This is a genomic window from Ruegeria sp. HKCCD7559 (genome assembly GCF_013110575.1).
Lineage (GTDB): Bacteria > Pseudomonadota > Alphaproteobacteria > Rhodobacterales > Rhodobacteraceae > Ruegeria.
On record NZ_WVQU01000001.1, the window covers coordinates 114,229 to 138,094 of the forward strand.

Annotated in this window: 27 protein-coding genes; 15 read left to right on the forward strand and 12 right to left on the reverse strand. The window is 58.8% G+C overall.

The annotated features are described in order from the left end of the window. Positions 1-87: 87 nt before the first annotated feature. A complete protein-coding gene (locus tag GS605_RS00585) occupies positions 88-948 on the forward strand; it encodes a hypothetical protein (protein WP_171722763.1) in 861 nt (286 codons plus the stop codon). Between the two features lie 53 nt (positions 949-1,001). Here GS605_RS00585 and carB read toward each other — a convergent pair whose 3' ends face one another. Continuing rightward, positions 1,002-4,346, reverse strand: a complete 3,345-nt coding sequence (gene carB / locus GS605_RS00590; protein ID WP_171634390.1) for a carbamoyl-phosphate synthase large subunit — start codon at positions 4,344-4,346, stop codon at positions 1,002-1,004. A 177-nt stretch (positions 4,347-4,523) separates the two neighbouring features. Here carB and GS605_RS00595 point away from each other — a divergent pair, with 177 nt between their 5' ends. The 4 genes from GS605_RS00595 (at position 4,524) to aspS (ending at position 8,777) form a co-directional block, all read left to right on the forward strand. Next, positions 4,524-5,651: an aminodeoxychorismate synthase component I gene (locus tag GS605_RS00595; RefSeq protein WP_171634384.1), complete on the forward strand. Its 1,128-nt coding sequence runs from the start codon at positions 4,524-4,526 to the stop codon at positions 5,649-5,651. Further along, the gene (locus tag GS605_RS00600) at positions 5,606-6,253 is read left to right on the forward strand and encodes an aminotransferase class IV family protein (protein WP_171722764.1); all 648 of its coding nucleotides are present in this window, start codon (positions 5,606-5,608) and stop codon (positions 6,251-6,253) included. The genes GS605_RS00595 and GS605_RS00600 overlap by 46 nt, the downstream gene beginning before the upstream one ends. Continuing rightward, positions 6,250-6,921: a CPBP family intramembrane glutamic endopeptidase gene (locus tag GS605_RS00605; protein ID WP_371807716.1), complete on the forward strand. Its 672-nt coding sequence runs from the start codon at positions 6,250-6,252 to the stop codon at positions 6,919-6,921. The genes GS605_RS00600 and GS605_RS00605 overlap by 4 nt, the downstream gene beginning before the upstream one ends. A 77-nt stretch (positions 6,922-6,998) precedes the next feature. Then, the gene (aspS, locus tag GS605_RS00610; protein WP_171722765.1) at positions 6,999-8,777 is read left to right on the forward strand and encodes an aspartate--tRNA ligase; all 1,779 of its coding nucleotides are present in this window, start codon (positions 6,999-7,001) and stop codon (positions 8,775-8,777) included. Between the two features lie 172 nt (positions 8,778-8,949). Here aspS and GS605_RS00615 read toward each other — a convergent pair whose 3' ends face one another. Next, the gene (locus GS605_RS00615; protein WP_171634374.1) at positions 8,950-9,669 is read right to left on the reverse strand and encodes a response regulator; all 720 of its coding nucleotides are present in this window, start codon (positions 9,667-9,669) and stop codon (positions 8,950-8,952) included. 136 nt (positions 9,670-9,805) lie between these two features. Between GS605_RS00615 and mce the strand changes: the two genes are divergently transcribed. Next, positions 9,806-10,210 carry a methylmalonyl-CoA epimerase gene (mce, locus tag GS605_RS00620; RefSeq protein WP_170346086.1) on the forward strand — a complete coding sequence of 135 codons (405 nt, stop codon included), beginning with the start codon at positions 9,806-9,808 and terminating at the stop codon, positions 10,208-10,210. 24 nt (positions 10,211-10,234) lie between these two features. After that, complete coding sequence (locus GS605_RS00625; protein ID WP_117867937.1) at positions 10,235-10,507, forward strand: DUF1467 family protein; 273 nt, start codon at positions 10,235-10,237, stop codon at positions 10,505-10,507. Positions 10,508-10,513: 6 nt separating this feature from the next. Here the strand turns inward: GS605_RS00625 and GS605_RS00630 are convergent, their stop codons facing one another. Both GS605_RS00630 and GS605_RS00635 read right to left on the reverse strand, forming a co-directional pair. Further along, the gene (locus GS605_RS00630) at positions 10,514-11,212 is read right to left on the reverse strand and encodes an EI24 domain-containing protein (RefSeq protein ID WP_171634371.1); all 699 of its coding nucleotides are present in this window, start codon (positions 11,210-11,212) and stop codon (positions 10,514-10,516) included. Next, complete coding sequence (locus GS605_RS00635) at positions 11,209-11,787, reverse strand: nitroreductase family protein (protein ID WP_171722766.1); 579 nt, start codon at positions 11,785-11,787, stop codon at positions 11,209-11,211. The genes GS605_RS00630 and GS605_RS00635 overlap by 4 nt, the downstream gene beginning before the upstream one ends. Positions 11,788-11,922: 135 nt before the next feature. Here GS605_RS00635 and GS605_RS00640 point away from each other — a divergent pair, with 135 nt between their 5' ends. After that, the gene (locus GS605_RS00640) at positions 11,923-12,198 is read left to right on the forward strand and encodes a DUF167 domain-containing protein (protein WP_171722767.1); all 276 of its coding nucleotides are present in this window, start codon (positions 11,923-11,925) and stop codon (positions 12,196-12,198) included. Here GS605_RS00640 and GS605_RS00645 read toward each other — a convergent pair. After that, a complete protein-coding gene (locus GS605_RS00645; protein WP_170346090.1) occupies positions 12,186-12,434 on the reverse strand; it encodes a hypothetical protein in 249 nt (82 codons plus the stop codon). The genes GS605_RS00640 and GS605_RS00645 overlap by 13 nt on opposite strands. A gap of 120 nt (positions 12,435-12,554) precedes the next feature. Here GS605_RS00645 and GS605_RS00650 point away from each other — a divergent pair, with 120 nt between their 5' ends. The 5 genes from GS605_RS00650 to GS605_RS00670 all read left to right on the forward strand — a co-directional run bounded on the left by GS605_RS00650 (position 12,555) and on the right by GS605_RS00670 (position 14,492). Next, positions 12,555-13,262 (forward strand): M48 family metallopeptidase, encoded by a 708-nt coding sequence (locus GS605_RS00650; RefSeq protein WP_171634361.1) that lies wholly within the window; start codon positions 12,555-12,557, stop codon positions 13,260-13,262. Beyond that, positions 13,259-13,627: a YigZ family protein gene (locus GS605_RS00655; protein WP_171206242.1), complete on the forward strand. Its 369-nt coding sequence runs from the start codon at positions 13,259-13,261 to the stop codon at positions 13,625-13,627. The genes GS605_RS00650 and GS605_RS00655 overlap by 4 nt, the downstream gene beginning before the upstream one ends. A 69-nt stretch (positions 13,628-13,696) precedes the next feature. Further along, positions 13,697-13,948 (forward strand): DUF6455 family protein, encoded by a 252-nt coding sequence (locus GS605_RS00660; protein ID WP_171634356.1) that lies wholly within the window; start codon positions 13,697-13,699, stop codon positions 13,946-13,948. Between the two features lie 14 nt (positions 13,949-13,962). After that, entirely contained in the window at positions 13,963-14,232 is a 270-nt protein-coding gene (locus GS605_RS00665; protein WP_171634354.1) for a DUF6455 family protein, read from the forward strand. Next, positions 14,232-14,492 carry a DUF6455 family protein gene (locus tag GS605_RS00670; RefSeq protein ID WP_171634351.1) on the forward strand — a complete coding sequence of 87 codons (261 nt, stop codon included), beginning with the start codon at positions 14,232-14,234 and terminating at the stop codon, positions 14,490-14,492. Before GS605_RS00665 ends, GS605_RS00670 begins: the two co-directional genes overlap by 1 nt. Here the strand turns inward: GS605_RS00670 and GS605_RS00675 are convergent, their stop codons facing one another. Continuing rightward, positions 14,493-14,735, reverse strand: coding sequence for a CDGSH iron-sulfur domain-containing protein (locus GS605_RS00675; protein ID WP_171634349.1), 243 nt, complete (start codon positions 14,733-14,735; stop codon positions 14,493-14,495). Positions 14,736-14,964: 229 nt separating this feature from the next. Between GS605_RS00675 and GS605_RS00680 the strand changes: the two genes are divergently transcribed. Continuing rightward, a complete protein-coding gene (locus GS605_RS00680; RefSeq protein ID WP_050604769.1) occupies positions 14,965-15,153 on the forward strand; it encodes a hypothetical protein in 189 nt (62 codons plus the stop codon). A 136-nt stretch (positions 15,154-15,289) separates the two neighbouring features. On the opposite strand, the gene GS605_RS00685 is transcribed toward GS605_RS00680, so the two are convergent. Next, entirely contained in the window at positions 15,290-15,649 is a 360-nt protein-coding gene (locus GS605_RS00685) for a hypothetical protein (RefSeq protein WP_171722768.1), read from the reverse strand. 112 nt (positions 15,650-15,761) lie between these two features. After that, the gene (gene rimO, locus GS605_RS00690; protein WP_171722769.1) at positions 15,762-17,150 is read right to left on the reverse strand and encodes a 30S ribosomal protein S12 methylthiotransferase RimO; all 1,389 of its coding nucleotides are present in this window, start codon (positions 17,148-17,150) and stop codon (positions 15,762-15,764) included. Positions 17,151-17,190: 40 nt separating this feature from the next. On the opposite strand from rimO, the gene GS605_RS00695 reads away from it, so the two are divergent. Further along, a complete protein-coding gene (locus GS605_RS00695; protein WP_253283226.1) occupies positions 17,191-19,200 on the forward strand; it encodes an AsmA family protein in 2,010 nt (669 codons plus the stop codon). 47 nt (positions 19,201-19,247) lie between these two features. Here GS605_RS00695 and GS605_RS00700 read toward each other — a convergent pair whose 3' ends face one another. From GS605_RS00700 to GS605_RS00715, 4 genes are read right to left on the reverse strand one after another with little or no spacing between them, the layout of a single operon-like run. Beyond that, a complete protein-coding gene (locus GS605_RS00700; RefSeq protein WP_171722770.1) occupies positions 19,248-20,744 on the reverse strand; it encodes a phosphomannomutase/phosphoglucomutase in 1,497 nt (498 codons plus the stop codon). A 15-nt stretch (positions 20,745-20,759) separates the two neighbouring features. Continuing rightward, entirely contained in the window at positions 20,760-21,593 is an 834-nt protein-coding gene (gene kdsA, locus GS605_RS00705; protein WP_171722771.1) for a 3-deoxy-8-phosphooctulonate synthase, read from the reverse strand. A 5-nt stretch (positions 21,594-21,598) separates the two neighbouring features. After that, complete coding sequence (locus GS605_RS00710) at positions 21,599-23,176, reverse strand: capsule biosynthesis protein (RefSeq protein WP_171722772.1); 1,578 nt, start codon at positions 23,174-23,176, stop codon at positions 21,599-21,601. After that, positions 23,154-23,813 (reverse strand): ABC transporter ATP-binding protein, encoded by a 660-nt coding sequence (locus GS605_RS00715; protein WP_152458943.1) that lies wholly within the window; start codon positions 23,811-23,813, stop codon positions 23,154-23,156. Before GS605_RS00715 ends, GS605_RS00710 begins: the two co-directional genes overlap by 23 nt. Positions 23,814-23,866: the final 53 nt, after the last annotated feature.

Genomic DNA, 23,866 nt, shown 5'->3' on the forward strand with positions numbered 1-23,866 from the left:
GATGGTCGCCGCTCATCGAGAAACGCAAGGCTTGCCAGGCTCTTCTTCATTTGCTTCAGTGTGTTAGGAATTTGCACGAGGAATTCAATGGATAACAAAATTGGCGTGGCGGGCGTCGCTGGGGGGTTGGTCGGTATAGGGACCTTGTTATACACATACATTGATGGGGAACGAGCCAACGCGCGTGAGCAGGATTTGGGATTTAGCCAGTTTGCTGCAAAAATTTCTCGTCTCGAGGCAGATCTTGAACAAATAGACGAAGAACTCACTTTAAAGGATCAAGAGATTTCTTCGTTGCGCGACGCATTGAGTGCCATCAGCGAACGAGCACCGGTTGATCTTACGTTGCTGGAAAAACGTCTTAGCGATCTTGAGGAACAGCCTGTCGGGCAAGGACAAGCCGCTTCTGTAGAGGCTGTGGCAGCTTTTTTAGTACAGAACCACTTGGATGAGCTGCGCGGACCACAGGGACTGGCAGGTCCGCAAGGCCCGGTGGGTCCAAAGGGGGAAGCCGGGGCTGCTGCTAGCTCGGCGGCACTGAATCCGCGCGCTCCTATCGAAGTCACTGGCGACTTTTCGACAGATTTTGAACCGCAGTATTTCGGGTCGACCAAAGCGAACCTCGTGGGATGTGCAGGAAAGGGCGTGCGGGTTTCCTGCACCATGCTTTTGGAACCGGAAGATGCCGCGTCATATCACTTTCAGGCCAGAGGAGACAAAATTCGCCTGGCATTGCCGACGGCGGAATGGGTCCAGGCGAAAGAATTCAAAGTTGGTTCACAAAAAAACTGGGTTGTCGGGGGCAATTTGTCCGCGGGTATCCCCCAGCGTGTAGATATTGCTTTCGACCTGCCGAGCGGTGGGCACAAAGGATTTCTGGCGTTGGAAGTTTTTGAAGGTCAAAGCAGATCAACCGCCGTTTGGAAAGACATCCCTTTGGCAGAATGATGAGGAAGCTCTGGAGCATATCCAGAGCTTCTTAACGCTGATAGCCACGGCGCTTATCCCTGTAGCGACTTCACCTCGACATCCCCTTCGGCCTGCGCCTTGATCGCCAGAGCGGCAGCATGGCTTGCAGCGGCCGTAGTGTAATACGGGATCTTGTCATAAAGCGCGATGGACCGGATGGCCTTGCTGTCCTCGACCGCCTGCGCGCCTTCGGTGGTGTTCATCAGCAGTTGAACCTGACCGTCTTTCAGCATGTCGACCACGTCCGGGCGGCCCTCATAGACCTTGTTGACCACGTCGCATGGCACACCCTGTTCCGCCAGCCAGCTTTGCGTGCCGCGGGTGGCGACCAGCGTGAAGCCTTGTTCGACCAGAACCTGGGCGGCCTCGAGCATCGCCGCGCCCTTGTCGGCATCCTTGATCGAAATAAAGGCCCGGCCTGATGTCGGCAGGACCATGCCCGCGCCCATCTGCGCCTTGAGGAAGGCGCGCGGGAAATCGCGGTCCCAGCCCATGACCTCGCCGGTCGAGCGCATTTCCGGGCCAAGGATGGTATCGACGCCCGGGAAACGGGCGAAGGGCAGGACCGCCTCTTTCACCGAGAACCATGGCATGTCCGGGTCGGCCAGCGTCATCTGATCCGCGATCTTTGTGTCGTCCACGGTCTTGTAGGGCGGACGCTGCGGGAAGCTCGCCAGCTTTTCGCCTGCCATGACGCGCGCGGCGATGGACGCAATCGCGCTGTCGGTGGCCTTTGCCACGAACGGCACGGTGCGCGAGGCGCGCGGGTTGACCTCGATCAGGTAGATCTCATCATCCTTGATCGCGAACTGAACATTCATCAGGCCGACAACGTTCAGCGCCTTGGCCAGCTTGAACGCCTGATCCTTGATCTGCGCGATGATCTCTTTCGACAGCGAATAGGGCGGCAGCGAACAGGCCGAGTCGCCCGAGTGCACGCCGGCCTCTTCGATATGCTGCATGATGCCTGCCACATGCACATCGGTGCCGTCGCACAGCGCGTCCACGTCCAGCTCGACCGCGCCAGCCAGATAGCTGTCCAGCAGAACGGGGCTGTCGCCCGAGACCACCACGGCCTCGTTGATGTAGCGTCGCAGCTGGTCCATGTCGCGAACGATCTCCATCGCGCGGCCGCCCAGAACGTAGGACGGGCGGATCACCAGCGGAAAACCGATTTCCTCGGCGATTTCCAGCGCCTGCGCGTCGGTCGAGGCGATGCCGTTCTTGGGCTGTTTCAGCCCCAGTTCATTGACCAGTGCCTGAAAACGCTCGCGGTCTTCGGCCAAGTCAATCGCGTCAGGCGTGGTGCCCAGGATCGGGATGCCCTCGGCCTCGAGCGCGTTGGCCAGTTTCAGCGGTGTCTGTCCACCGAACTGAACAATGACGCCGTGCAGCGTGCCGTTTTCCTGTTCCTTCGTCAGGATTTCCATGACGTGTTCAAAGGTCAGCGGCTCGAAATACAAGCGATCCGAAGTGTCATAATCGGTCGAAACCGTCTCGGGGTTGCAGTTGATCATGATGGTTTCATACCCCGCTTCGGTCAGCGCGAAGCAGGCGTGGCAGCAGCAATAGTCGAACTCGATGCCCTGACCAATGCGGTTTGGGCCGCCGCCAAGAATGACGACCTTTTTGCGGTCGCTCGGGCGCGCCTCGCATTCGACCTCGCCCATCATGGGCGCTTCGTAGGTTGAGTACATGTAAGGTGTCTGCGCCTCGAACTCGGCGGCGCAGGTGTCGATGCGTTTGAACACCGCTGAAACGCCCAGATTGCGGCGCGCGCGGCGGACGTTGTCTTCGTCACGGCCCGTCAGCTTGCCCAGACGCGCATCGGTGAATCCCAGCATTTTCAGCTTGCGGATACCATCCTCGGTGACGGGCAGACCGTCCTTGCGGAGCTGACGCTCGGCCTCGACGATCTCGCGGATGCGAGCCAGGAACCAGGGGTCGAACTTGGTGACGCCGAAAATCTCGTCATCGCTCAGGCCATGGCGCATCGCTTGTGCAATGGTGCGCAGGCGGTCGGGTGTCTGCTGGCTGATCGCCTTGATCACGGCGGCCTTGTCGTCGGCCTCGTCCCAGAGGCCTACGTTCAGGCCGGGGATTTCGACCTCATCAAAGCCGGTCAGGCCCGATTCCATCGAGGCCAGTGCCTTCTGCATCGATTCGTGGATCGTACGGCCAATCGACATCGCCTCGCCCACCGACTTCATCGCGGTGGTCAGATAGGGTTCGGAACCGGGGAATTTCTCAAACGCGAATTTCGGAATTTTTGTCACGACATAGTCGATTGTCGGCTCGAACGAGGCGGGGGTGACTTTGGTGATGTCGTTGTCCAGCTCGTCCAGCGTATAGCCCACGGCCAGTTTTGCGGCGATCTTGGCAATCGGGAAACCGGTCGCCTTCGACGCCAGCGCCGACGAGCGCGACACGCGCGGGTTCATCTCGATCACGACCATGCGACCATCGACCGGGTTGATCGCCCATTGCACGTTTGAGCCGCCGGTTTCGACACCGATTTCGCGCAGCACGGCAATCGAGTGATTGCGCATGATCTGGTATTCTTTGTCAGTGAGCGTCAGGGCAGGGGCCACGGTGATCGAGTCACCCGTATGCACGCCCATCGGATCGACGTTTTCGATGGAACACACGATGATGGCGTTGTCGGCAGTGTCGCGCACCACCTCCATTTCGTATTCTTTCCAGCCCAGAAGGCTTTCGTCGATCAGGATTTGACCCACGGGCGAGGCATCCATACCCGAGCGGCAAATGTGGATGTAATCCTCACGGTTATACGCCACGCCGCCACCGGTGCCGCCCAGTGTAAAGGCCGGGCGGATGATGGCAGGAAGCCCCACGGTTTCAAGGGTTTCAAGCGCCAGCGCCACGCCAGCGTCAAGGTCTTTCTTGCCGCTCTCGTCCTTGGGGGCGGTCACAATCTCGGCCTTGGGGTTTTCGATGCCCAGCCGGTCCATCGCCTCGCGGAACAGGGCGCGGTCTTCGGCCATTTCGATGGCATCGCGCTTGGCGCCGATCATCTCGACGCCGAACTTGTCCAGCACGCCCATTTCTTCCAGTGCCAGAGAGGTGTTCAGGCCGGTCTGTCCGCCCATGGTGGGCAACAGGGCGTCAGGGCGTTCTTTCTCGATGATCTTGGCGACCACTTCGGGTGTAATCGGCTCGATATAGGTGGCGTCGGCCAGACCGGGGTCGGTCATGATCGTCGCCGGGTTCGAGTTCACCAGAATGACCCGGTATCCTTCCTCGCGCAGGGCCTTGCAGGCCTGAGCACCGGAATAGTCGAATTCACAGGCCTGACCGATAACAATGGGGCCCGCCCCAATGATCATGATCGACTGGATGTCGGTTCTTCTCGGCATGGCCTTGTTCCTTCGATTGTCCGCGAGTCAGGGCACCGCCCCAGCGCCCAAATTGTCCTGCGTTATAGGGACCGCGCAAAAAGGTGCAAGAGGTATCGGAAACAGGGACGAAATTGCCGCTTTCCCCTCTTTCACTTGGCAGAGTATTCTCTATATGGCCCCTCACGGCAAATGAGGATGCAAGTGCGTATTCGTTTCGATCAGGGACCGGCCGGGCGAGGAACCCGGTTTCAGCGTCCGTCTCAGGTGATCCGCGCGGATGTGGCGGAGGACGTGCCCCAGGCTCTGGCGGCGCTGGACGAGGCGCGCGCAGGCGGTGCCTGGCTGGCAGGGTATGCCAGTTACGAGCTGGGCTATGCGCTTGAACCCCGGCTCAATGGTCTATTGCCGGAAGAACGACGCCTGCCTTTGTTGTGCTTTGGGGTCTATGATGCACCGGATCGTGTCGCCCTTCCGTCGCCTGCGGGTGAAGTGGGCGCATTCCGGCCGCGCTGGGATGAAGCGCGCTACGGCAAGGCCTTCAGGGCCGTGCATGACGCCATCGGTGCCGGCGACATCTATCAGGCCAATCTGACATTTCCGATTGATCTGTCCGTCTCGGGCAACAGCGAAACGCTCTATGCCGCGCTGGCGGTGGGGCAGCCAGTGGGCCACGGAGCACTGGTGCAGCAGGATGGGCTGCCCGATCTTCTCAGCCGCTCGCCGGAGTTGTTTTTCCGCACCGATGAGGGTGGGCGGATCGAAACCCGGCCGATGAAGGGCACGCAACCGCGCAGTGAAGACCCGGATGAGGATGCGCGCCGCCGAGCTTTTCTGAGCGCGGACGAAAAGAATCGGGCCGAGAACCTGATGATTGTTGATTTGCTGCGCAACGATATCAGCCGCGTCGCGCTGCCCGGATCCGTTCATGTGCCTGACCTGTTCCGGGTGGAAACCTATGCCACCGTACATCAGATGGTCTCGCTGGTGCGGGCGCAGCTGCACAAATGCGTGGGGTTGGGTGAAATACTGACCGCCCTGTTTCCCTGCGGGTCGATCACCGGAGCCCCCAAGATTCGCGCGATGGAAATTCTTGCGGAACTGGAGCCATGGGCGCGCGACATCTATTGCGGGACGATTGGCTGGGCCGCGCCTGATGGTCGGTCCGAGTTCAACGTGGCCATCCGCACCTTGATGCTTGAGGATGATCAGGCCACTCTGAACGTAGGTGGCGGTGTCGTTTGGGACAGCACCGCCCCGTCAGAGTATGAGGAGGCGTTATGGAAAGCCCGCTTCGCCCGCCAGCTGAACCTGATTTCAGCCTGATTGAAACACTGGCCTTCCGCCCAGATCAGGGCTTTGTCAGGCTGGACCGCCATCTTGCACGAATGGCCCGTACTGCGCGGGTGTTCGAGATTCCTTTCAACCCCGATGAAGCAACCGCCCGACTGAATGGCGCTGCTTGTGACACCCCGCTGCGTTGCCGCCTTACGCTGGATGTGTCGGGATCGTTCGATCTGTCGACCGGCGAACTGGTGGACAATCCCAGAATCTGGCGCGTCGCTCTGTCGGATCAGCGTCTGGCTTCGAATGACCTGTGGTTGCGTCACAAGACCACGCGCCGTGCGCTCTATGATGCCGCGCGCGCAGCGCTGCCCGAGGGGGTGGACGAACTGTTGTTTCTGAATGAACTGGATGAGCTTTGTGAAGGCACCATTACGAACCTGTTTCTGGAAATGCCTGATGGCCGGGTTCTGACGCCCGCTCTGTCCTGTGGGCTCTTGCCGGGGATACTGCGCGAAGAACTGTTGGAAAATAAAGCGGTCACCGAAGCTGTGCTGACCTTGACCGACCTGAAAAATGCGCAAACTGTGCGGATCGGAAATTCACTGCGCGGACTGATCGAGGTGGAGCTGATAGACGGGTGACAAAAAACAGCATGATGATCGGACCGCCGGTTGCATTGCGACAGCTGCGGCTGGAATTTGGCCTGTTCTATATTGGCTTGCCGCTGCTGATCGCTGTTCTTTTCCCTCCGAACTGGATGTTTCCGGCGCTTTTTGCGCTGACCGGGCTTGGTATCGTGCTATTGCACCGGACGCCCGGGTTTCAATGGGCCGAACTTCGTTATGACTGGGCCAACTGGACCCTGCGCGAGGTGGCTTTGTTCTCTGCCATCGTGGCTGCCTTTTGTGTTGGGCTGATTCAGATCACGCGCCCGGATGCCGCGTTCTTCCTGCTTGTGCACCGCCCCGAAATGCTGGCCTTCATCTGGGTCGGCTACCCACTTTTGTCAGCGCTGCCGCAAGAGCTGCTGTTCCGTCCTCTGTTTTTTCGCCGCTATCACGCGATCCTTCCGGATGGGCGTGCGGCCTATCTGCTGAACGCGGCCATATTCTCGTTCGCGCACCTGATGTACTGGAGCTGGATCGTCGCGCTGATGACATTCGCCGGCGGCCTGCTGTTCACATGGGCCTACCGGCAGCGAGGGTCATTCTTCTATGCGGTGTTGCTGCACGCGATTGCGGGCAATATCATTTTTGCGGTGGGGCTGGGCGTATATTTCTACTCGGGCAATGTGCAAAGGCCGTTTTGAAGGGGCAACCCGCCTTGACTTTCCGGGGCTGACAGGGTGTATCGGCGCGACGAATTCTGCGCCCGAAGGGATATTCCATGCACGCCTATCGCAGCCACACCTGCGCCGCCTTGACCGCCGCCAATGTCGGAGAAACCGTTCGCCTGTCCGGTTGGGTGCATCGGGTTCGAGATCATGGGGGCGTGCTGTTCATCGATCTTCGCGACCATTTCGGTGTAACCCAGATCTTGTGCGACGGCGACAGCGCCGCCTTTGCCGAGCTTGAAAAGGTGCGGTCCGAATGGTGCATCCGTATCGACGGCACCGTCAAAGCCCGTGACCCGGACTTGGTGAACCCGAAACTGCCCACCGGCGAGATCGAGGTTTACGTGCGCGAACTGGAAGTTCTGGGGGCCGCCGACGAATTGCCGCTGATGGTCTTCGGCGATCAGGAATACCCCGAGGAAACGCGTCTGCGCTATCGCTATCTGGACCTGCGCCGCGAGGCGATGCAGCGGAACATGACCCTGCGCTCGGACGTGGTAGCCTCCATGCGCAAGCGTATGTGGGATCAGGGCTTCCGCGAGTATCAGACGCCGATCATCACCGCCTCGTCGCCCGAAGGCGCGCGTGACTTCCTGGTGCCGTCGCGTCTGCACCCGGGCAAATTCTACGCGCTGCCACAGGCACCTCAGCAGTTCAAACAGCTGATCATGGTGTCGGGCTTCGACAAATACTTCCAGATCGCACCATGCTTCCGTGACGAAGACCCGCGCGCCGACCGCTCGCCCACCGATTTCTATCAGCTCGACCTCGAGATGTCCTTTGTTGAACAGCAGGACGTGTTCGACACGATCCAGCCCGTTCTGACCGGCGTGTTCGAAGAGTTTGGCGGTGGCCGCAAGGTCGATCAGCACTGGCCGCAGATCTCGTACAAGGACGCGGCGCTGTGGTACGGCACCGACAAGCCGGACCTGCGGAACCCCATCAAGATGCAGGTTGTATCCGACCACTTCCGCGGTTCCGGTTTCGCGATCTTTGCCAAGCTGCTTGAACAGGAAGGCACCGAGATCCGCGCGATCCCCGCGCCGGGCGGCGGCAGCCGCAAGTTCTGCGATCGCATGAACGCCTTTGCCCAGAAAGAGGGTCTGCCGGGCATGGGCTATATCTTCTGGCGCGATCAGGGTCAGGGGATGGAGGCTGCGGGACCGCTGGCCAAGAACATCGGCCCCGAGCGCACCGAGGCAATCCGTCAGCAACTGGGTCTGGGCGTTGGCGATGCGGCGTTTTTCCTGGGCGGCAAGCCAAAAGCCTTTGAAAAGGTTGCCGGCAAGGCGCGTGACGTGATCGGTGAGGAATTGAACCTGACCGAAAAAGACCGTTTTGCCTTTGCCTGGATCGTCGATTTCCCGATCTATGAGCAAGACGAGGAAACCGGCGCGATCGATTTCGAACACAACCCGTTTTCGATGCCGCAGGGCGGTATGGAGGCGTTGCAGGGCAACCCGCTGGATGTGCGCGGCTACCAGTATGATCTGGCGTGCAACGGGTACGAGCTGGTTTCAGGCGCGATCCGGAACCACAAGCCGGAAATCATGCTGAAGGCCTTTGAACTGGCGGGCTATGGCGAGGATGAAGTGAAATCCCGCTTTGGTGCCCTGTTCAATGCCTTCCACTACGGCGCCCCGCCACACGGTGGATGCGCGGCTGGTATCGACCGGATCGTGATGCTGTTGGCAGATGAGGCCAATATCCGCGAAGTCATGATGTTCCCGATGAACCAGCGAGCCGAAGATCTGATGATGGACGCACCTTCGGACCCGACCTCGGATCAGTTGATGGAGCTGGGTCTTCGCATTATCCCTCAGGACCAGTAAAAAAACCGCCCGCTTGTCGCGGGCGGTTTTTTTGCACGCAGGCAGTCTGTGTCAGTCCAGCGGGTCTTTCAGATTGGTTCGGTTGACGCGGATGGAACGCGCGGCCTGCCGTGTTTGGCGGTACAGCCAGATGCACAAAAGGGTTGCAGTGATGAAATACGCTGTCACCATTTCAAATCGCCTCTCGCTGTTCCAGTCGGTTCTGCACCATCCCGGCAACCTGTGCCGCCTGCGCCATGATCGGCGTCCCATTCGCGCGTGACAATGCCAGCTTTCGCGCTGCTTCCGCCAAGGGCCTGTCATTTGCTTCGCGCGCGACGCCGTGCAGGAACTGTGCGGCGTAGTCCAATGTACGGTGATCGTTGGGACCTGCGAGCACATCGGCGATATGGGCCATGTCGTCCTGATAGGCCAGAGGGTCCGGGCGGATGATTTCATCGCGCACGGCATGAAGCCCGCTGGGGCGCCGGTCCTCTGGCAGGCGTTCCAGAATGGATTTCTGAAAATGGGACATTGATTTTAGCGGCTTGGACAAAAAGCCATCCGCGCCGGCCGCAAGAGCCATGTCTTCGCTGCCGTCATCGCCCGAAAGGCCCATGATGACACTGATACGGGGCGTGGCCTCGGCCAATTCGGCGATCAGGTCGGCGCCGGAACCGTCCGGCAGGCCCATATCGACCAGGATAACCGAAGGCCGATAGATCTGTAGGTGCCTTCGGGCCGATTTCAGGCAATCCGCACGGCGAATGCGCGCGCCGCTGTGCAGGCACATCAGGCGGATGGCATCGCAAGCGTACCGGCTGTCTTCGACAACCAATATGGTCTGACCCAGCAAGGGTCGAGTCGCGGTAGGCGCGGCGGCGGTGGTGGCAAGTAGGCCCGAATCGTCCATGGCAGCTCTCCTATGCAGCAGATGCTTCACGCTAGGAACTTCTGGCTAACACGACGTTAACGCGCGATTTGGCGCACTTGTCCTTTGGCGGATCAGCCCCCATAACCCATGCAACGCAGGACAGCAGGAGTGAGACATGATTGGACGTCTGAACCACGTCGCCATCGCCGTACCGGATCTTGAGGCGGCGTCTGAGCAATACCGCAACGCGCTGGGCGCCAAAGTCGGCGCGCCGCAGGACGAGCCGGATCATGGTGTCACGGTCGTGTTCATCGAACTGCCCAACACCAAGATCGAACTTCTGTATCCACTGGGTGACGACAGCCCGATCAACGGGTTCTTGGAAAAGAACCCGGCCGGCGGCATCCACCATGTATGTTACGAGGTCGAGGATATCATCGCGGCCCGTGATCATCTGAAAGCGACCGGAGCCCGTGTTCTGGGATCAGGTGAGCCCAAGATCGGTGCGCATGGCAAACCGGTTCTGTTTCTGCACCCCAAGGATTTCAACGGCTGCCTGGTCGAGCTGGAGCAGGTATAACCCCCCAGCCCCGGAGGGCCTGAAATGACCATTACTGCCGCGCTGGTGTTGTTTGCCGTCATCTGGTTCATGACGTTGTTGGTGGTGCTGCCCATTCGCATCAAAACCCAGGGCGATCTGGGCGACATCGTTCCCGGCACGCATGCGGGCGCGCCGGAAGTGCATCACATGAAAAGAAAGATGTGGATCACCACCGGTATCTCTGTGGTTCTGTGGGCGATCATCGCCGGGATCATCCTGTCGGGCGTGATCTCGGTGCGGGATTTCGATTGGCTGAACCAGTTGGAGCCAAGGTAATCCCCGTCAGGCCTTTTGGCCTGACAAGGCATGATAGATATGGGTGAACGTGGCGGCTCCGATGATCGGGATCACGAGGTTCACCAGCGGCACTGAAAGCGGAATGGCCATCAGTGTGCCCGCCACCCAGATCGTCGTTGAATGTTTGGCCCGCAGTTTGCGCGCGCCGTCGCGCCCGATCCTTCGCATCGCGGCAAGGGTAAAATATTCACGCCCCAGCAAAAATCCGTTCATCGCCCAGAAGATGAAAGGCGCAAGCGGGGTGAAAATCGCATAGAGGATCAGCGCCAGCAGGTTTGCCACAATCAGAAGGCCAAGGAAGCTGAGACCGTCCATAAGCGCCTCTGACACCGGGATGCGCCGTGCGGGCGGCAATGTCGGAAAATGTTTGTCCTCAACCGCCTGGGCCACCTCGTCCAGAAAGATCGAGGTGATGGCCGACGCGACCGGCACCATCAGGAAAACGGGCAGGATCAGAACGAGCACGATACCGGAATAGTTCAGAACGTCGTTCAGCCACGGCACAGCTCCCACAAACGGCAGTGAGATTTCGCTGCCGGACAGCCAGTTGATCAACCAAATCGCACCTGCACAGGCCAGAACCAGCAGCAGAATGGTCAGGCCCACGCCGCGCAGCAATACGGCGCGAAACCTGGGGTCTCCGGTCTGGCCAAGTGCGCTGAAAAAGGCGTTCAGGATGATCATTCCGAAACCCACTCTGTCAACGCGGCCACGTTGGGCCGCGGGCGTTCCGGCGGGGTCGCTCCCTCGGTGGCGATATGAATCAAACCGGCCACGCGTTCGTTTTCGGCAAGCCCGAAAGCATCGACACAGAATTCGCGATCATGTGTTTGCCAACCCGACAGCCAATTGGCGCCCCAGCCCGCAGCCAGCGCGGCATTCAGCAGCGCCAGACAGACCGCGCCAGCAGAGTAGGATTGTTCGATGGCCGGAATCTTTTCGGATTGTTTGCGAACCTCGATGACCGCGACGGCCAGATGCCCCATATCGAACTGGCTGCGCGCTTTGGCGATGTCTTCCGGGCTCTTGTTCAGCCTTTGTCCGCAGGCCTCGGTCAGGGTCGCCAGGCGTGACATGGCGCCCTTTTCCAGAACGATAAATCGCCAGGGCTCCAGTTTGCCGTGATCGGGGCTGCGGGCTGCGGCCGTCAGCAACGGCAGCAACTCTTCCCGGGTTGGGGCCGGAGCAACCAGTGTCTTGGCCGGCCGGGACCGGCGCGACTGCAAAAACTCCAGAGCGGCGGGGTTTTTCAGGGACATATGTTAACTTCCTTTACATCGGGACTCTGTATCTTGGTCGGTATTCTGCCCGTTTCAAGGGCACGACAATGGATTGCGTGGATCAATTTCATTACGACGTGCTTCGTGCAAGACTTTGAGAAAAAAGAGGAGACAATGGCGAAAACCAAACTGCGCGATCTGCCGGATCTCAGCGCAATGGCGCAGGCCGGGGCCGTGTTCAAACTGAAGGTGACGCCCAAGGCGGCCCGCGATCGGGTGAGCGTCGAAGACGGGCAGATCAGGGTATCCGTTACGGCCCTGCCGGAAAACGGCAAGGCCAACAGGGCCGTGCAGTTGCTGCTTGCAGAATGTCTTGGCGTCGCGCCCTCGACCCTGACGCTGAAGCAGGGGCCAGCCGCACGGATCAAGCTGTTTTCCTATGACCCCTGAGGTCCGGTTTCGCGAATTTGATAAACACCTTCGGGCAGATCCAGCGCGGCCGCCAGATCCCGCACCTGCTCGGGTGACAACGTGATCTTCTGTATTTGATCGGTGCGGGGATCAAGTTGTTCCAGCGTGACGCATTCCGCGAAATTGTTGATCACCACATCTTCCTGCAAAGGTTGTTCACCTTCGTCCACAAGCGTAATGACCGTCGAGTCGAATTCATGCTCAATCGTAAACATGAGGCCAGAGTGCAAGCCGCTGGGGCGCAATGCAAGCCGTTCGTTGAACCGGTGGTGTGGTTTCGCCGGCACGGGCGTACTATGTTGAAATCACGGCCATTCGGTCTCAAAGGATATGACATGCACAGATGGTTTGTTTTATTGCTGTCCCTGCTGCTTGCGGCATGTGGAGGGGGGGCCTTGCGCGTCCAACCCGCCGAGGAATGGCTGGGGGACGAGCCAGAGGCCGAACCGATGGTGCAAACCTTCCGAGAGGTCAGTCGCGCTGTTGGAGCGGAAGCCCGCAGCCAGTGTCTGAAACAGACGACCGGGCAGAATTGCGACTTTCGGATTCTTGTCGACCTGAACCCTCAGGCTTCGGTCAATGCATTCCAGACGCTGGATGAAAACAAGCAGCCGGTGATCATATTCACCCGCTCGATGATCGAATCCACCCAGAACGCGGATGAACTGGCGTTTGTCATGGGGCATGAAGCAGCCCACCACGTGTTGGGGCATATCGGCAGGCAGAGTGAAATCGCCAGCGCCAGCGCGGCTGAGTTCGGGCGGGTGGCAGAGTTGCGCGGCGGGGATGCCGCCGCCATTGAAGAGGCACAAAAGCTGGGCGCGCAGGTTGGCGTTCAGGCTTATGTGAAAGACTTTGAGCTGGAGGCAGACCAGTTGGGAACCATCATCACGTATAATGCAGGATACAATCCGTTGGTCGGGGCAAGATTCTTTGATCGCATCCCGGATCCTGGTGACAGGTTTTTGGGAACCCACCCACCAAATGCACAACGTGTGCAGATCGTGCGGGAAACAGCAGAGCAATTGGGTTTGTCCCAATGACCGAACTTACATGCTTGGGTGTTGTCATGACGGATCGCGGCTCGAAATACGCGGTGTCTGGGGCGCAGGTCACGACGCGGGCTGAAATCGATGCCGTTCTGAACGATTTGAAATCCGACAAGAGCTATGCCAAGGCCACCCACAACACCTGGGCTGCGGCTTTGCCGACCGGCGCGTTGAAAGCTGATGATGGGGAAAGCGGCGCGGGCATGGTGATCCTTCGGATGATCGAACGCGCCGGGCTGAAAAATCACGTAATAATCGTGACGCGCTGGTATGGCGGCAAGAAACTGGGCGGGGACCGCTTTCGCCGTGTTCAGGATGCCACGCGAGCCTATCTGGATCACATCGGCGTCCAATCTTGACCTGAGTCAATGTTTGCCTTCGCAGATGCGCTACCCTTTGGACACAGCGTGAAAGCGAAAGGAAACAGCATGCCCTCCCACGAGACCCTGCGGCTGCATGCCGGATTGGTGGACGATATGGCCAGAATGCTGGACATTGATCTTGAGGAAGCCGCCATTGACGGGTCCGTTTCCGTGGACCAGATTTCTGATGCTGTTTTGCGCTGTACCGACTGCCCGAACCCGGATCACTGCAAGAGTTTGCTGAACAATCCCGGATCTGCCCGGCGGACGCCCGAATACTGCCGAAATCAGGAATTGCTTCACAATCTCCTGCCTTGACACAAAGGTCTGCCATGACACATCTGGGCGAAATCATGACCCATCTGCGCTTGGTGTTGCGTATGGGGCAAACAACCGGAACCGATTTGGCTGCGGCCTATCGGAAAGGTCATCTGAAACAGCAAGAATGGGCTGAAATCGTGCAGCAGTGTCGCGGCTGTTCCTGGGCCAGGGACTGCCCGGAATGGTTGGAACGGCGCGAGCAGGTTGAACAGGCACCGACGACATGCCCGAATCGCAAGTACTTTACTGCCCTCAAAACCAAGCAGGTGGAGAACGCTTGATGTCTCAGGTCACGTTGGGGGAAATCGAAAAGCACTTTTGGCTTACGCGCTCGGTGTCACGCTGTATGGGCATTTCAATGACCGAAGCGATGGCCGAAGGACGTCTTTCACCTGAAAAATACGCCGAGCTTGTCACGCGGTGCCGTGCTGCCGGATGTGACGTACAATGCGAGTTTTGGCTTGCCCGGCAACAGGGCACAGCGACCACTGCCCCGGATTTTTGCCCCAATGCCGAGATACTGAATGGGCTGAAAACCTGATCAAAGCCCGTTGTGCGTTCCGTCGCACAAAGGCGGTTTCGAGCTTTGCTTGCACCCACAAAAGAAGACCTTTTTGCTGTTTTCCGCAGTATATTTCACAGGCTCTAACCCGGTGCCTTTGTGCGATCCGTCGCAAAACGGCTGGCGGCTGGATTTGCCGCAGGCGCACCAGAAATAGGTTTTCCCTTCGACGACCTCGACCGGAAAAGGCGATTTTCGGGCAATGATGGGTGCGTTTGACATATGGCTTCTCCGTCTTTGGATGAATTCGCTGCAACAGTTTAGGGCGCCGGAGTCAGAAGGATAGGTTTTACGCCTCAAAGAACGTCATTGCGCCATTGGATTGGCATGGATTCGCTGTGACTCACGAAGACGTGATCGATTCAGTTGCCAGATTGTCGTTCAGCCCGTATTCTTAACCTGGCCCCGAAAAGCTGGGCAATATCAGAAAAGTAATAAAGGATTGACGGACATGAAACTGAAACTCGCTGCCGTTGGCGCATTTGCACTGATCCTGACTGCCTGTGCGCAGCAGGAAGAACCGACACCTGTTTACGTTCAGCCCAGCTATGACAAAGCCGGCACACCCAGCTGTCCAGGTGGTTATCAATTGGCCACAACCGAGGCTGGCCAAACGGTCTGTGACCCAATCACTCAGTAAGCCATTCGCAGGCGGCCCGGACCCGGACCGCCTGTACGCTTTCGGGAAAAACCGCCACCAGTTGTGGCGGTTTTTTCTTGCCTGCGATTTCTCGGCTATCGGACAGGTTGCGTTCTTCGCTTTGCGTGAACCCTGTTTAGTGCCTTTTGAAGCCGTAGGTATGCTTGAACTTGAATGACTTGAATTTCTGTCGCTTGACCGACCCGTAGGGGATATGCCCGATGACACGCCGTTTGGGGGCGGTGTATCGATAAACCGGGGCCGGCTTTTTGATATGCGCCTTGGGCCGCTTGACATGTGACTTGGCCTTCGGGGCCACGTAATACCGGTTTATCTTGTGACGGCCGTTTTTGTGAAAGCTTAGATGTTTGCCGCCAACCGTAATGAATCCGGCAGAGCCGACCTGTGTAGGCTGGGCGTAACCGGGGGTGGCCACGAAATGCGCGGCCATCAGGAAAACCACGCAATTCAGGCCAAGCTTGAAGATACGAGACATGAAAACCTCCATGATTGGCTTTCAGTCCAAGATCGGGTCTGACCGCGTGTTCGGCCAATAAACTCGGTTCAAGCTTTGCCCATATGCCGTGTGCTCGACGCGGTGTCGGACCTTAGACAGGCTTGCCCCACAAATCGTATTCTCCGGCCTCGTCCACTTCGACCGTGACGATGTCACCGGGCTTGAGGTTTTCGAACCCCTCATCGATGAACAGGTTGCCGTCGATCTCGGGCGCGTCTGCTTTGGTGCGGCAGGTGGCGGCCTCGTGATCGACCTCGTCCACGATCACCTCAAGCGTCTGTCCGACCTTTGCCCGCAACTTGGCCTCCGAGATCGCCTGTGCCTTTTCCATGAAACGATCCCAGCGTTCCTGCTTGATTTCGGCCGGAACGTGATCGGGCAGGTCATTTGACCGCGCGCCGTCGACGTTTTCATATTGAAAACACCCGACCCGATCCAACTGCGCCTCGTCCATCCAGTCCAGAAGGGTCTGGAATTCCGACTCCGTCTCACCCGGATAGCCGACGATAAAGGTCGACCGCAGGGTGATATCCGGGCAGATCGCGCGCCAGGCCTTGATTTCATCCAGCGTTCTGGCCGACGCGGCCGGGCGGGCCATGCGTTTCAGCACATCCGGGTGGGCGTGTTGAAACGGGATATCCAGATAAGGCAGCACGTTGCACCCGGCATCCGCCATCAGTGGAATCAGGTCCCGCACATGCGGGTAGGGATAAACGTAATGCAGGCGAACCCAGGCATCGAGCTGCCCCAGTTCGCGCGCCAGATCGGTGATATGGCTGCGCACTTCACCATCTTTCCACGGGTTGATGTCGTATTTCCGGTCCAGCCCATAGGCCGAGGTGTCCTGCGAAATCACCAGCAGCTCACGCACGCCGTTTTGCACCAGCTTTTCCGCCTCGCGCAGAACCGCATGCGCCGGGCGGCTGGCCAGCTTTCCGCGCATGTCGGGGATGATGCAGAACTTGCACTTGTGGTTGCAGCCCTCGGAAATTTTCAGATAGCTGTAATGGCGCGGCGTCAACTGCACGCTGCTGGCGGGCAACAGATCCACGAACGGATCAGGATCGGGGGGCACGGCGGCATGCACCGCATCCAGCACCTGCTCGTATTGGTGTGGGCCTGTGACAGCCATGATGCGGGGGTGATGTTCGCGAATGTAATCCGGCTCGGCCCCCAGACAGCCGGTCACGATGACTTTGCCGTTTTCCACCAGCGCCTCTCCGATCGCGTCCAGCGATTCCGCTTTGGCGCTGTCGAGGAACCCGCAGGTGTTCACGATGACAGCATCGGCCCCGGCATAATCTGGCGAAATGCCGTATCCTTCGGCACGTAGCCGGGTCAGAATGCGTTCACTGTCGACCAACGCCTTCGGGCAGCCCAACGACACCATGCCGATGGTCGGCTGGTTCGATTGGGGTGTCTCGGTGATCCGGGCAGAAGGTGCCAGGTCGGGGCGGAGGTTCGGCGGGTTTGTCGTCATGCGCGGCATATAGTCGGGAAAGCTTGCCCTTGCAAATGTGATGCGTGATTTGAATGATCACGGCAATGACAAGCCAAAAGGCGGAGAGCAGAATATGAAATGGCTGATGCGCATCCTGTTTATCGTTGTCGCCGTGATCGCGTTGATCATTGGCGCACTTTTGCTGATGCCGGGGGAAAAGCTTGCCGCGATTCTGGCCGAGCAGGTCAAGGCCCAGACCGGGCGTGATCTGACGCTGACCGGTGATGTGCGCATTTCCTTCTGGCCGGTGGTCGGGATGGAAACCGGGCCGGTGCGTTTCGGCAACGCAAGCTGGGCCGGACCGGAGCCGATGCTCAGCGCGGATAGCCTGGCCGTCGGGGTGGACGCTGCCGGGCTGTTGAACGGGGATCTGCGGATCAAACGTGTTTTTGCAAACAATCCCGTGTTGCGGTTGGAACGATCCGATGGGCGCGGCAATTGGGAATTGAGCACCCCGACAACAGCGACAACTGCGGCCACGACCGGGGGCACCACGCCCGCTGAACCATCGGGGCAGGTCACGCTGGATCAACTGGAGCTGACAAATGCACGGCTGATTTACGTGGAAAATGGCGTCACGCAGATGGACTTCTCGGGCGTGACACTATCTACAAGCTGGCCCGAGGTGACGGCCCCGTTGGTGATGGAGGCCGCCATGCCAGTGCCCGGAGGTGCGGTTCAGGTTGATCTGAAAATCCCGGATTTACCGGCTTTTGCGGCCGGGTCAGCGACTGATCTGGAACTGGCGTTGACGGCTCCGGGCGGCGAGATCGGATTTGAAGGACGCGTCAATCTTACGGGTGAAATGGATGGAACGACCAATGTGGTGACTCGGGACACGGAAAGGATGCTTGCCGCCTTCGGTCAGGCTGGCACATCCGTACCGCCCGGATTGGGCAAAATCGCCGACATTTCAGCGCATATGACGTATACGCAGGACGGTCGGATTTCCATGCGGAACATGGTTGCGCAATTGGATGACAACCGGTTTGTGGGCGAGGCGGATATCACCATCTCGGACCCGCCGCGTATCGTGGCCCGTCTGGAAGCCGGTGATTTGGATCTGTCGCGGATTTCCGAAACCGCTTCTGCCTCAGGCGGTACGTCTCAGGCAAACGCTCCTGCACCTGAGGGGTGGTCGAAGGACCCTATCGACGCGTCTGCTCTGGCATTGGCGAACGGTAAGATCCGCCTGACGGCGAACTCGATCGCCGTGCCCGGGATGACGTTCGGCAAAAGCGATCTGACCCTGTCGCTGGATCGGTCGCGGGCCGTTCTGGAAATGCACCCGGCCACGCTGTTTGCGGGTCAGTTGCACGGTCAGGTGGTGGCCAACAACCGCAACGGCCTGTCTGTCGGCGGCAACGTGACCGCCACCGGGATCGATCTGAAACAGGCACTGACCACGATGGCCGGGGTCAAACGCCTGTCGGGAACCGCTGCGGGAGCGTTTGAGTTTCTGGGCGTCGGCCAATCCGAGGATCAGATCATGCGGTCCCTCAGCGGCAAGGGAAACTTGGATGTCGGTCCCGGAGTGATTTCCGGGCTCGATCTGGACCGATTGATGGGGCAGGGCACCGGATCAGGCGGAACCACCGTGTTCAACAGCCTGACGGCCAGTTTCACCATCGACCAGGGCGTGTTGACGAACAGCGACCTGCTCATGTCACTGAAGAATTTCCGCGCAGATGGCACCGGTACAGTGGATCTGGGGGCTCGCAACATCGACTATCTGTTCACGCCCGTGGCGCTGCGTGCCAATTCCGGGCAGGGGATATCGGTTCCCGTTCACATCAAAGGCCCCTGGAGCGATCCGGCGATCAAGCCGGACCTGACCAAGGTGATCGAGGCGGCCGCGGATGTGAAGGTCAAGGAACTGGAAGACGACGCCAAACAGAAGGTTTTTGAAAAGGTCGGCAACGAATTGGATACGACGATCACCGACAGTGATCAGATCGAAGACGCCATCAAGAATAAACTTGAAGAAGAGGCAAAAAAAGGTCTGCTCAAATTATTCGGCGGCGACTGAGCAACCATCGTGCTTGGGGCATCGTGATATGCCCCAAGCAGTTGTGTTCAGATGGTTTGGTCGTAATCGCCGACACCGGGCTCGGTTCGGATGACGGCGTCAATGTCCGCGAAGATGGCGCGCATCTCAGCCTCGCTTTCGCTGCTTTCACAGACGACGACCAGATTGGGGGTATTGGACGAAGCCCGCACCAGGCCCCAGCTTCCGTTGTCCAGAATCACGCGTGCGCCGTTCACCGTGACCACTTCTTTGATTGCGCGGCCAGCGAGTGTTTCGCCCGCATCTCCCTTGGCGAGCAGCTTGTCGACCAGCCGCTGAAGGATTTCATATTTCTCGGTATCGGCGGCGTGGGGCGACATCGTGGGGGTGGACCAGGTCTTGGGCAGGGCCTTGCGCAAGTCCGACATGCTTTTGCTCGGGTTGCGGTCCATCAGTTTGCAGATTTCGACTGCGACACGCATCCCGCAGTCGTATCCACGCCCGATCGGTTCGGCCAAAAAGTAGTGGCCTGATTTTTCGAACCCTGCCAGTGCCCCGATTTCCTTGACGCGGCGCTTCATGTGGCTGTGGCCGGTCTTCCAGTAATCGGCTTTGACGCCCAGGGCCTGCAACTCGGGGTCGCTGGCGAACAGACCGGTGGATTTCACATCCGCAACAAAGGTCGATCCGGGGTGAAGCTTGGCCAGGTCGCGGGCCATGATGACGCCAACCTTGTCGGCAAAAATCTCCTCACCCTCATCATCGACGACGCCGCAGCGGTCTCCGTCACCGTCAAACCCCAACGCCAGATCGGCACCGCTGGATTTCACCGTGGCGGCCATGTCGTGCAGCATCTCCATGGCTTCCGGGTTCGGGTTGTAGTTGGGGAAGGTATAGTCCAGCCGGTTATGGCTGGGCACGACCTCAACCCCGATCCGTTCGAAAATCTCGGGCGCAAAGGCCGAAGCCGTACCATTCCCGGTCGCGCAGACCACTTTCAGTGGACGGGACATTTTGAAATCCCCGACCAGGTCGTCGATATAGGCCTCTTTGACGCCATCGACGAACTCGTACGAGCCGCCTTCGCGCGCGACGCCCTCGCCGTTCAGTACGATGTCACGCAGTTCCGACATCTCATCAGGGCCATGGGTCAGCGGGCGGTCAAAACCCATTTTGACCCCGGTCCAGCCGTTCGGGTTGTGGCTGGCGGTGACCATGGCCACCGCAGGCACATCCAGATGGAACTGCGCAAAATAGGCCATGGGGCTGAGCGCAGGGCCGATGTCTTTGACGCGGATACCAGCCTGCATCAGGCCCAGCATCAGGGCATTTTTGATCGCCAGTGAATAATCGCGATAGTCGTTTCCGACCGCGATCACAGGCTCGATCCCGCGCCTGTGCATCTGTGTGCCAAGTCCCAGCCCAAGCGCGGTCATGCCGGGCAGGTTGATCTCTTCAGGATATTTCCAACGGGCATCGTATTCACGGAACCCGGTGGGCGTGATCATCGCGTCGCGCAGAAAGGTCCAGCTGTTGGGTGTTACCTCGGTGAGGGGTTTGATCATAAGAAATCTCAATCGTTAAATCTGAATCGGATTCGCTTTAGCAAGCGCATCAAATCGCATCAATGTGTCAACAAGTTGGGGCATCTGATCGAGCGGGATCATATTTGGCCCGTCCGATGGGGCCGAGTCCGGATCCTGATGGGTTTCAATGAACACGGCCCCGACACCCAGAGAAACCGCGGCGCGGGCCATCACGGGTGCAAATTCGCGTTGTCCGCCCGAAGACCCGCCCTTGCCTCCGGGTTGCTGCACGGAATGGGTGGCGTCCATCACCACCGGATACCCGGTCTTCGCCATTTGGGGCAGCGCACGCATATCGGCAACCAGCGTGTTGTAGCCAAATGAGGTGCCACGTTCGGTCAGTAGGATATTCTGATTCCCGGTGCTTTCGATTTTGTCGACGATGTTGGTCATTTCCCAAGGTGCAAGGAATTGCCCCTTTTTCACATTGACCGCTTTTCCGGTGTTACCGGCCGCCAGCAGCATGTCGGTCTGACGGCACAGGAATGCCGGAATTTGCAGAACGTCCACCGCCTCGGCGGCGATGGCGCATTGCGCTTCGGTATGAACATCGGTCAGAACCGGGATGCCCATCGTTTTACGGATGTCATCCAGTACCTTCAGCCCCGCATCGATGCCCATGCCACGCTTACCCGACAGGGATGTCCGGTTCGCCTTGTCATAAGACGCCTTGAAGACGAATTGCGCCCCGGCTGCGTCGCAGGCTTCTTTCATTTTGCCCGCAATCATCTGCGCATGGTCTGCCGTTTCAAGCTGACATGGCCCAGCTATGATGGTCAGCGGAAGGTCGTTGCCGACTGTCAGGTCGGAGATTTTAACATGTTTCATGAGTTTTATGAGGATACCTGTTCACGAAGGACCGACGCGGTAAGCGAGATCATCAGGTAGATACCAGCAAACAACAGGAATGCCAAAATCGTATTTTCGAACTTGCGCGGATAGCTGGGCTCCTGACTGGGAACAGGGTTGACCGAGACGGTCAGATAGCGCACCTGCCGGTTGGCTTCGGACCGGGTCGCTTCCATTTGCTGCATTGCCGTTTGCAGCATCATGTCGCGCGCCGCCAGGTCCGCCTGCGCGATCTGGATACGCACGCTCAGCCGCGCCAGCGAGTTTTCGCCGTCCGAGGCATCCTGCATCTCGGCATTCAGTTCTCTCAGAACTTTTTCCAGGCGGGCGATATCTGCCTTGACGCCATCAACCTTTGCCTTGTTCGGGCGCAGGTTGTCCTGAAGCGCGGCGAGCTCAAGCTCTTTGTCCTGAACCAGTATTTCGATTTCGTTGATGCGGGCACGCAGGCTGGCAATGACGTTTTCGGGGTCAAGAACAGCGCCCTGAAGCTGAAGCTCGATCAACTCTTCCTGAGCCTGCCTGCGCGCTTCCTGCGCCGCTTCGAAACTTTGCAGCGCGTCGCGCATCTGGTCTTCGCGTTTTTTTCCGGACAAGGCGTTCACCCTGTCTTCGGCATAAGAAATCAGGCGCTCGGAAAATTCGGTCGATGTCTGCGCGTCGGGGGCGGCAACCTCCATCCGAATGACCCCTTCGGTCGGGTCATAGCCGATTGTAATCATGCGTTTGAACAGCTTATAGGCGTCTTCAAGCGAGGCGTCTGGCGCCAGTCTTTGAATCGGGTCGATCCATTCCTGCTTGAAAACATCAGAAAACCCGGCATCGCGGTCCAGCAACAGCAAAGCTTCTTTCGATTCCAGAAAGGACTGAACCGAGATCGAATCCTGTGTGGTGGCGAATTGCGTGCCGGCAAGCAGACCGCCGATATTGCCCGGTCCGCCATCCGCTTGCAGAATCAGGAATTCGGAATCGCTGGCATACATCGGCGTGGCGATGCGATAGAAATAGAAGCCGACAATGAAGGTCGGCAGGAACACAAAGGCCGCCAGACGCGCAAACAGTCCAAACAATTTACGCTTGCGACGACGGGCGATGTCTTTTTGGATTTGGCCAATTTCAAAATTGCGCCGCTCAGCTGGGCTGAGCTCGGGCCCGGGCAGATTTGTTTTCTCGGCACCCATGGCCTGCGGCAGTTGAACGTTGATCCTGTCCGTGGGTTTGTCACCCTCGTCCGATGGCCTTGCGGCGGCAAGGTCCAGAAGATTGGTGCGCTGGAAGGGGTCGATGCCCTTTTTGCGCAGCAATCGCACCGCGTCATAGTCCGACGTCGCGGCCAGACCGTGTTTCTGCGCCAGACGTCGTGCGATACGCAATTGACGGCCCGTCAGGCCTTCGCGCTTGATGTCGTCCAGCTGCGTCCCGGGCTGTGCTTCGTCGGCGGCCGCAGGGCCTTGTGTCGCGTTGCGAATACGCGAGATGGCGTCCGATCGCGCCTCGGCCGAGTTTTCCGTCTGGCGTCTGCGGCGCCAGTTGTATTTCCTAACCTTGGGTTTCGTAGTCATACAGCTGCTTTGCCTCTTCCAAGGAGTCAAACATATACAATTGCCCGTCCAGAAGTACGGCCGCTTTCTGGGCGAATTTCTCCAACACGGACGGGCTGTGCGATACGATTACCAAAGTCGTCGTGCGCAACCTTTCCTTCAGGATCGCCCCTGCCTTTTCGTTGAATTCGACATCTGTTGTCGCCGGCATCCCTTCGTCGATGAGATACATGTCAAAGTCCAGCGCCAGCATCAAAGAAAAGGTGAAACGCGCTCTCATCCCAGAGGAGTAAGTGGCAAGGGGCTGGTCGAAATATTCGCCCAGACCGCAGAGCCATTTGCAATAGGCCTCGATATAGTCGGGGTCCATACCGTAGATCTTGGCGATGTAGCGCGCGTTCTCAAGCGCTGACAGTTTTCCCGACACGCCACCGGTGAACCCCATGGGAAAGGACACCCGGCATTCGCGGCGGACCACGCCTTCGTCGGGTTTCTCCAGGCCGGCCATCATGTTGATCAACGTGGTTTTTCCGGTTCCGTTCGGGGCCAGAACGCCCAGTGAGGTGCCCAGTTCGACCCGAAACGAGACCCGATCCAGAATCACCTTGCGGCGCGTTCCGGTCCAGAAGGATTTGCTGACGTTGTCGAATTCTAGCATTCGCGGTCTGCTGCTCGTTTCGTTCGTGTTGTCGCACTTGCGGGCGGCCAGAA

What these genes read in the sequence shown, in the direction of transcription:
- GS605_RS00640 (WP_171722767.1), top strand. Translation starts at nt 11,923, where the DNA reads ATGGCGAAAACCAAACTGCGCGATCTGCCGGATCTCAGCGCAATGGCG.
- GS605_RS00630 (WP_171634371.1), bottom strand. Translation starts at nt 11,212, where the DNA reads ATGATCATCCTGAACGCCTTTTTCAGCGCACTTGGCCAGACCGGAGAC.
- GS605_RS00665 (WP_171634354.1), top strand. Translation starts at nt 13,963, where the DNA reads ATGACACATCTGGGCGAAATCATGACCCATCTGCGCTTGGTGTTGCGT.
- GS605_RS00700 (WP_171722770.1), bottom strand. Translation starts at nt 20,744, where the DNA reads ATGATCAAACCCCTCACCGAGGTAACACCCAACAGCTGGACCTTTCTG.
- GS605_RS00710 (WP_171722772.1), bottom strand. Translation starts at nt 23,176, where the DNA reads ATGACTACGAAACCCAAGGTTAGGAAATACAACTGGCGCCGCAGACGC.
- GS605_RS00675 (WP_171634349.1), bottom strand. Translation starts at nt 14,735, where the DNA reads ATGTCAAACGCACCCATCATTGCCCGAAAATCGCCTTTTCCGGTCGAG.
- GS605_RS00670 (WP_171634351.1), top strand. Translation starts at nt 14,232, where the DNA reads ATGTCTCAGGTCACGTTGGGGGAAATCGAAAAGCACTTTTGGCTTACG.
- rimO (WP_171722769.1), bottom strand. Translation starts at nt 17,150, where the DNA reads ATGACGACAAACCCGCCGAACCTCCGCCCCGACCTGGCACCTTCTGCC.
- GS605_RS00715 (WP_152458943.1), bottom strand. Translation starts at nt 23,813, where the DNA reads ATGCTAGAATTCGACAACGTCAGCAAATCCTTCTGGACCGGAACGCGC.
- GS605_RS00645 (WP_170346090.1), bottom strand. Translation starts at nt 12,434, where the DNA reads ATGTTTACGATTGAGCATGAATTCGACTCGACGGTCATTACGCTTGTG.
- GS605_RS00585 (WP_171722763.1), top strand. Translation starts at nt 88, where the DNA reads ATGGATAACAAAATTGGCGTGGCGGGCGTCGCTGGGGGGTTGGTCGGT.
- GS605_RS00655 (WP_171206242.1), top strand. Translation starts at nt 13,259, where the DNA reads ATGACCGAACTTACATGCTTGGGTGTTGTCATGACGGATCGCGGCTCG.
- kdsA (WP_171722771.1), bottom strand. Translation starts at nt 21,593, where the DNA reads ATGAAACATGTTAAAATCTCCGACCTGACAGTCGGCAACGACCTTCCG.
- aspS (WP_171722765.1), top strand. Translation starts at nt 6,999, where the DNA reads ATGCACGCCTATCGCAGCCACACCTGCGCCGCCTTGACCGCCGCCAAT.
- GS605_RS00660 (WP_171634356.1), top strand. Translation starts at nt 13,697, where the DNA reads ATGCCCTCCCACGAGACCCTGCGGCTGCATGCCGGATTGGTGGACGAT.
- GS605_RS00600 (WP_171722764.1), top strand. Translation starts at nt 5,606, where the DNA reads ATGGAAAGCCCGCTTCGCCCGCCAGCTGAACCTGATTTCAGCCTGATT.
- GS605_RS00680 (WP_050604769.1), top strand. Translation starts at nt 14,965, where the DNA reads ATGAAACTGAAACTCGCTGCCGTTGGCGCATTTGCACTGATCCTGACT.
- GS605_RS00635 (WP_171722766.1), bottom strand. Translation starts at nt 11,787, where the DNA reads ATGTCCCTGAAAAACCCCGCCGCTCTGGAGTTTTTGCAGTCGCGCCGG.
- GS605_RS00650 (WP_171634361.1), top strand. Translation starts at nt 12,555, where the DNA reads ATGCACAGATGGTTTGTTTTATTGCTGTCCCTGCTGCTTGCGGCATGT.
- mce (WP_170346086.1), top strand. Translation starts at nt 9,806, where the DNA reads ATGATTGGACGTCTGAACCACGTCGCCATCGCCGTACCGGATCTTGAG.
- GS605_RS00625 (WP_117867937.1), top strand. Translation starts at nt 10,235, where the DNA reads ATGACCATTACTGCCGCGCTGGTGTTGTTTGCCGTCATCTGGTTCATG.
- GS605_RS00595 (WP_171634384.1), top strand. Translation starts at nt 4,524, where the DNA reads ATGCAAGTGCGTATTCGTTTCGATCAGGGACCGGCCGGGCGAGGAACC.
- carB (WP_171634390.1), bottom strand. Translation starts at nt 4,346, where the DNA reads ATGCCGAGAAGAACCGACATCCAGTCGATCATGATCATTGGGGCGGGC.
- GS605_RS00615 (WP_171634374.1), bottom strand. Translation starts at nt 9,669, where the DNA reads ATGGACGATTCGGGCCTACTTGCCACCACCGCCGCCGCGCCTACCGCG.
- GS605_RS00685 (WP_171722768.1), bottom strand. Translation starts at nt 15,649, where the DNA reads ATGTCTCGTATCTTCAAGCTTGGCCTGAATTGCGTGGTTTTCCTGATG.
- GS605_RS00695 (WP_253283226.1), top strand. Translation starts at nt 17,191, where the DNA reads ATGCGTGATTTGAATGATCACGGCAATGACAAGCCAAAAGGCGGAGAG.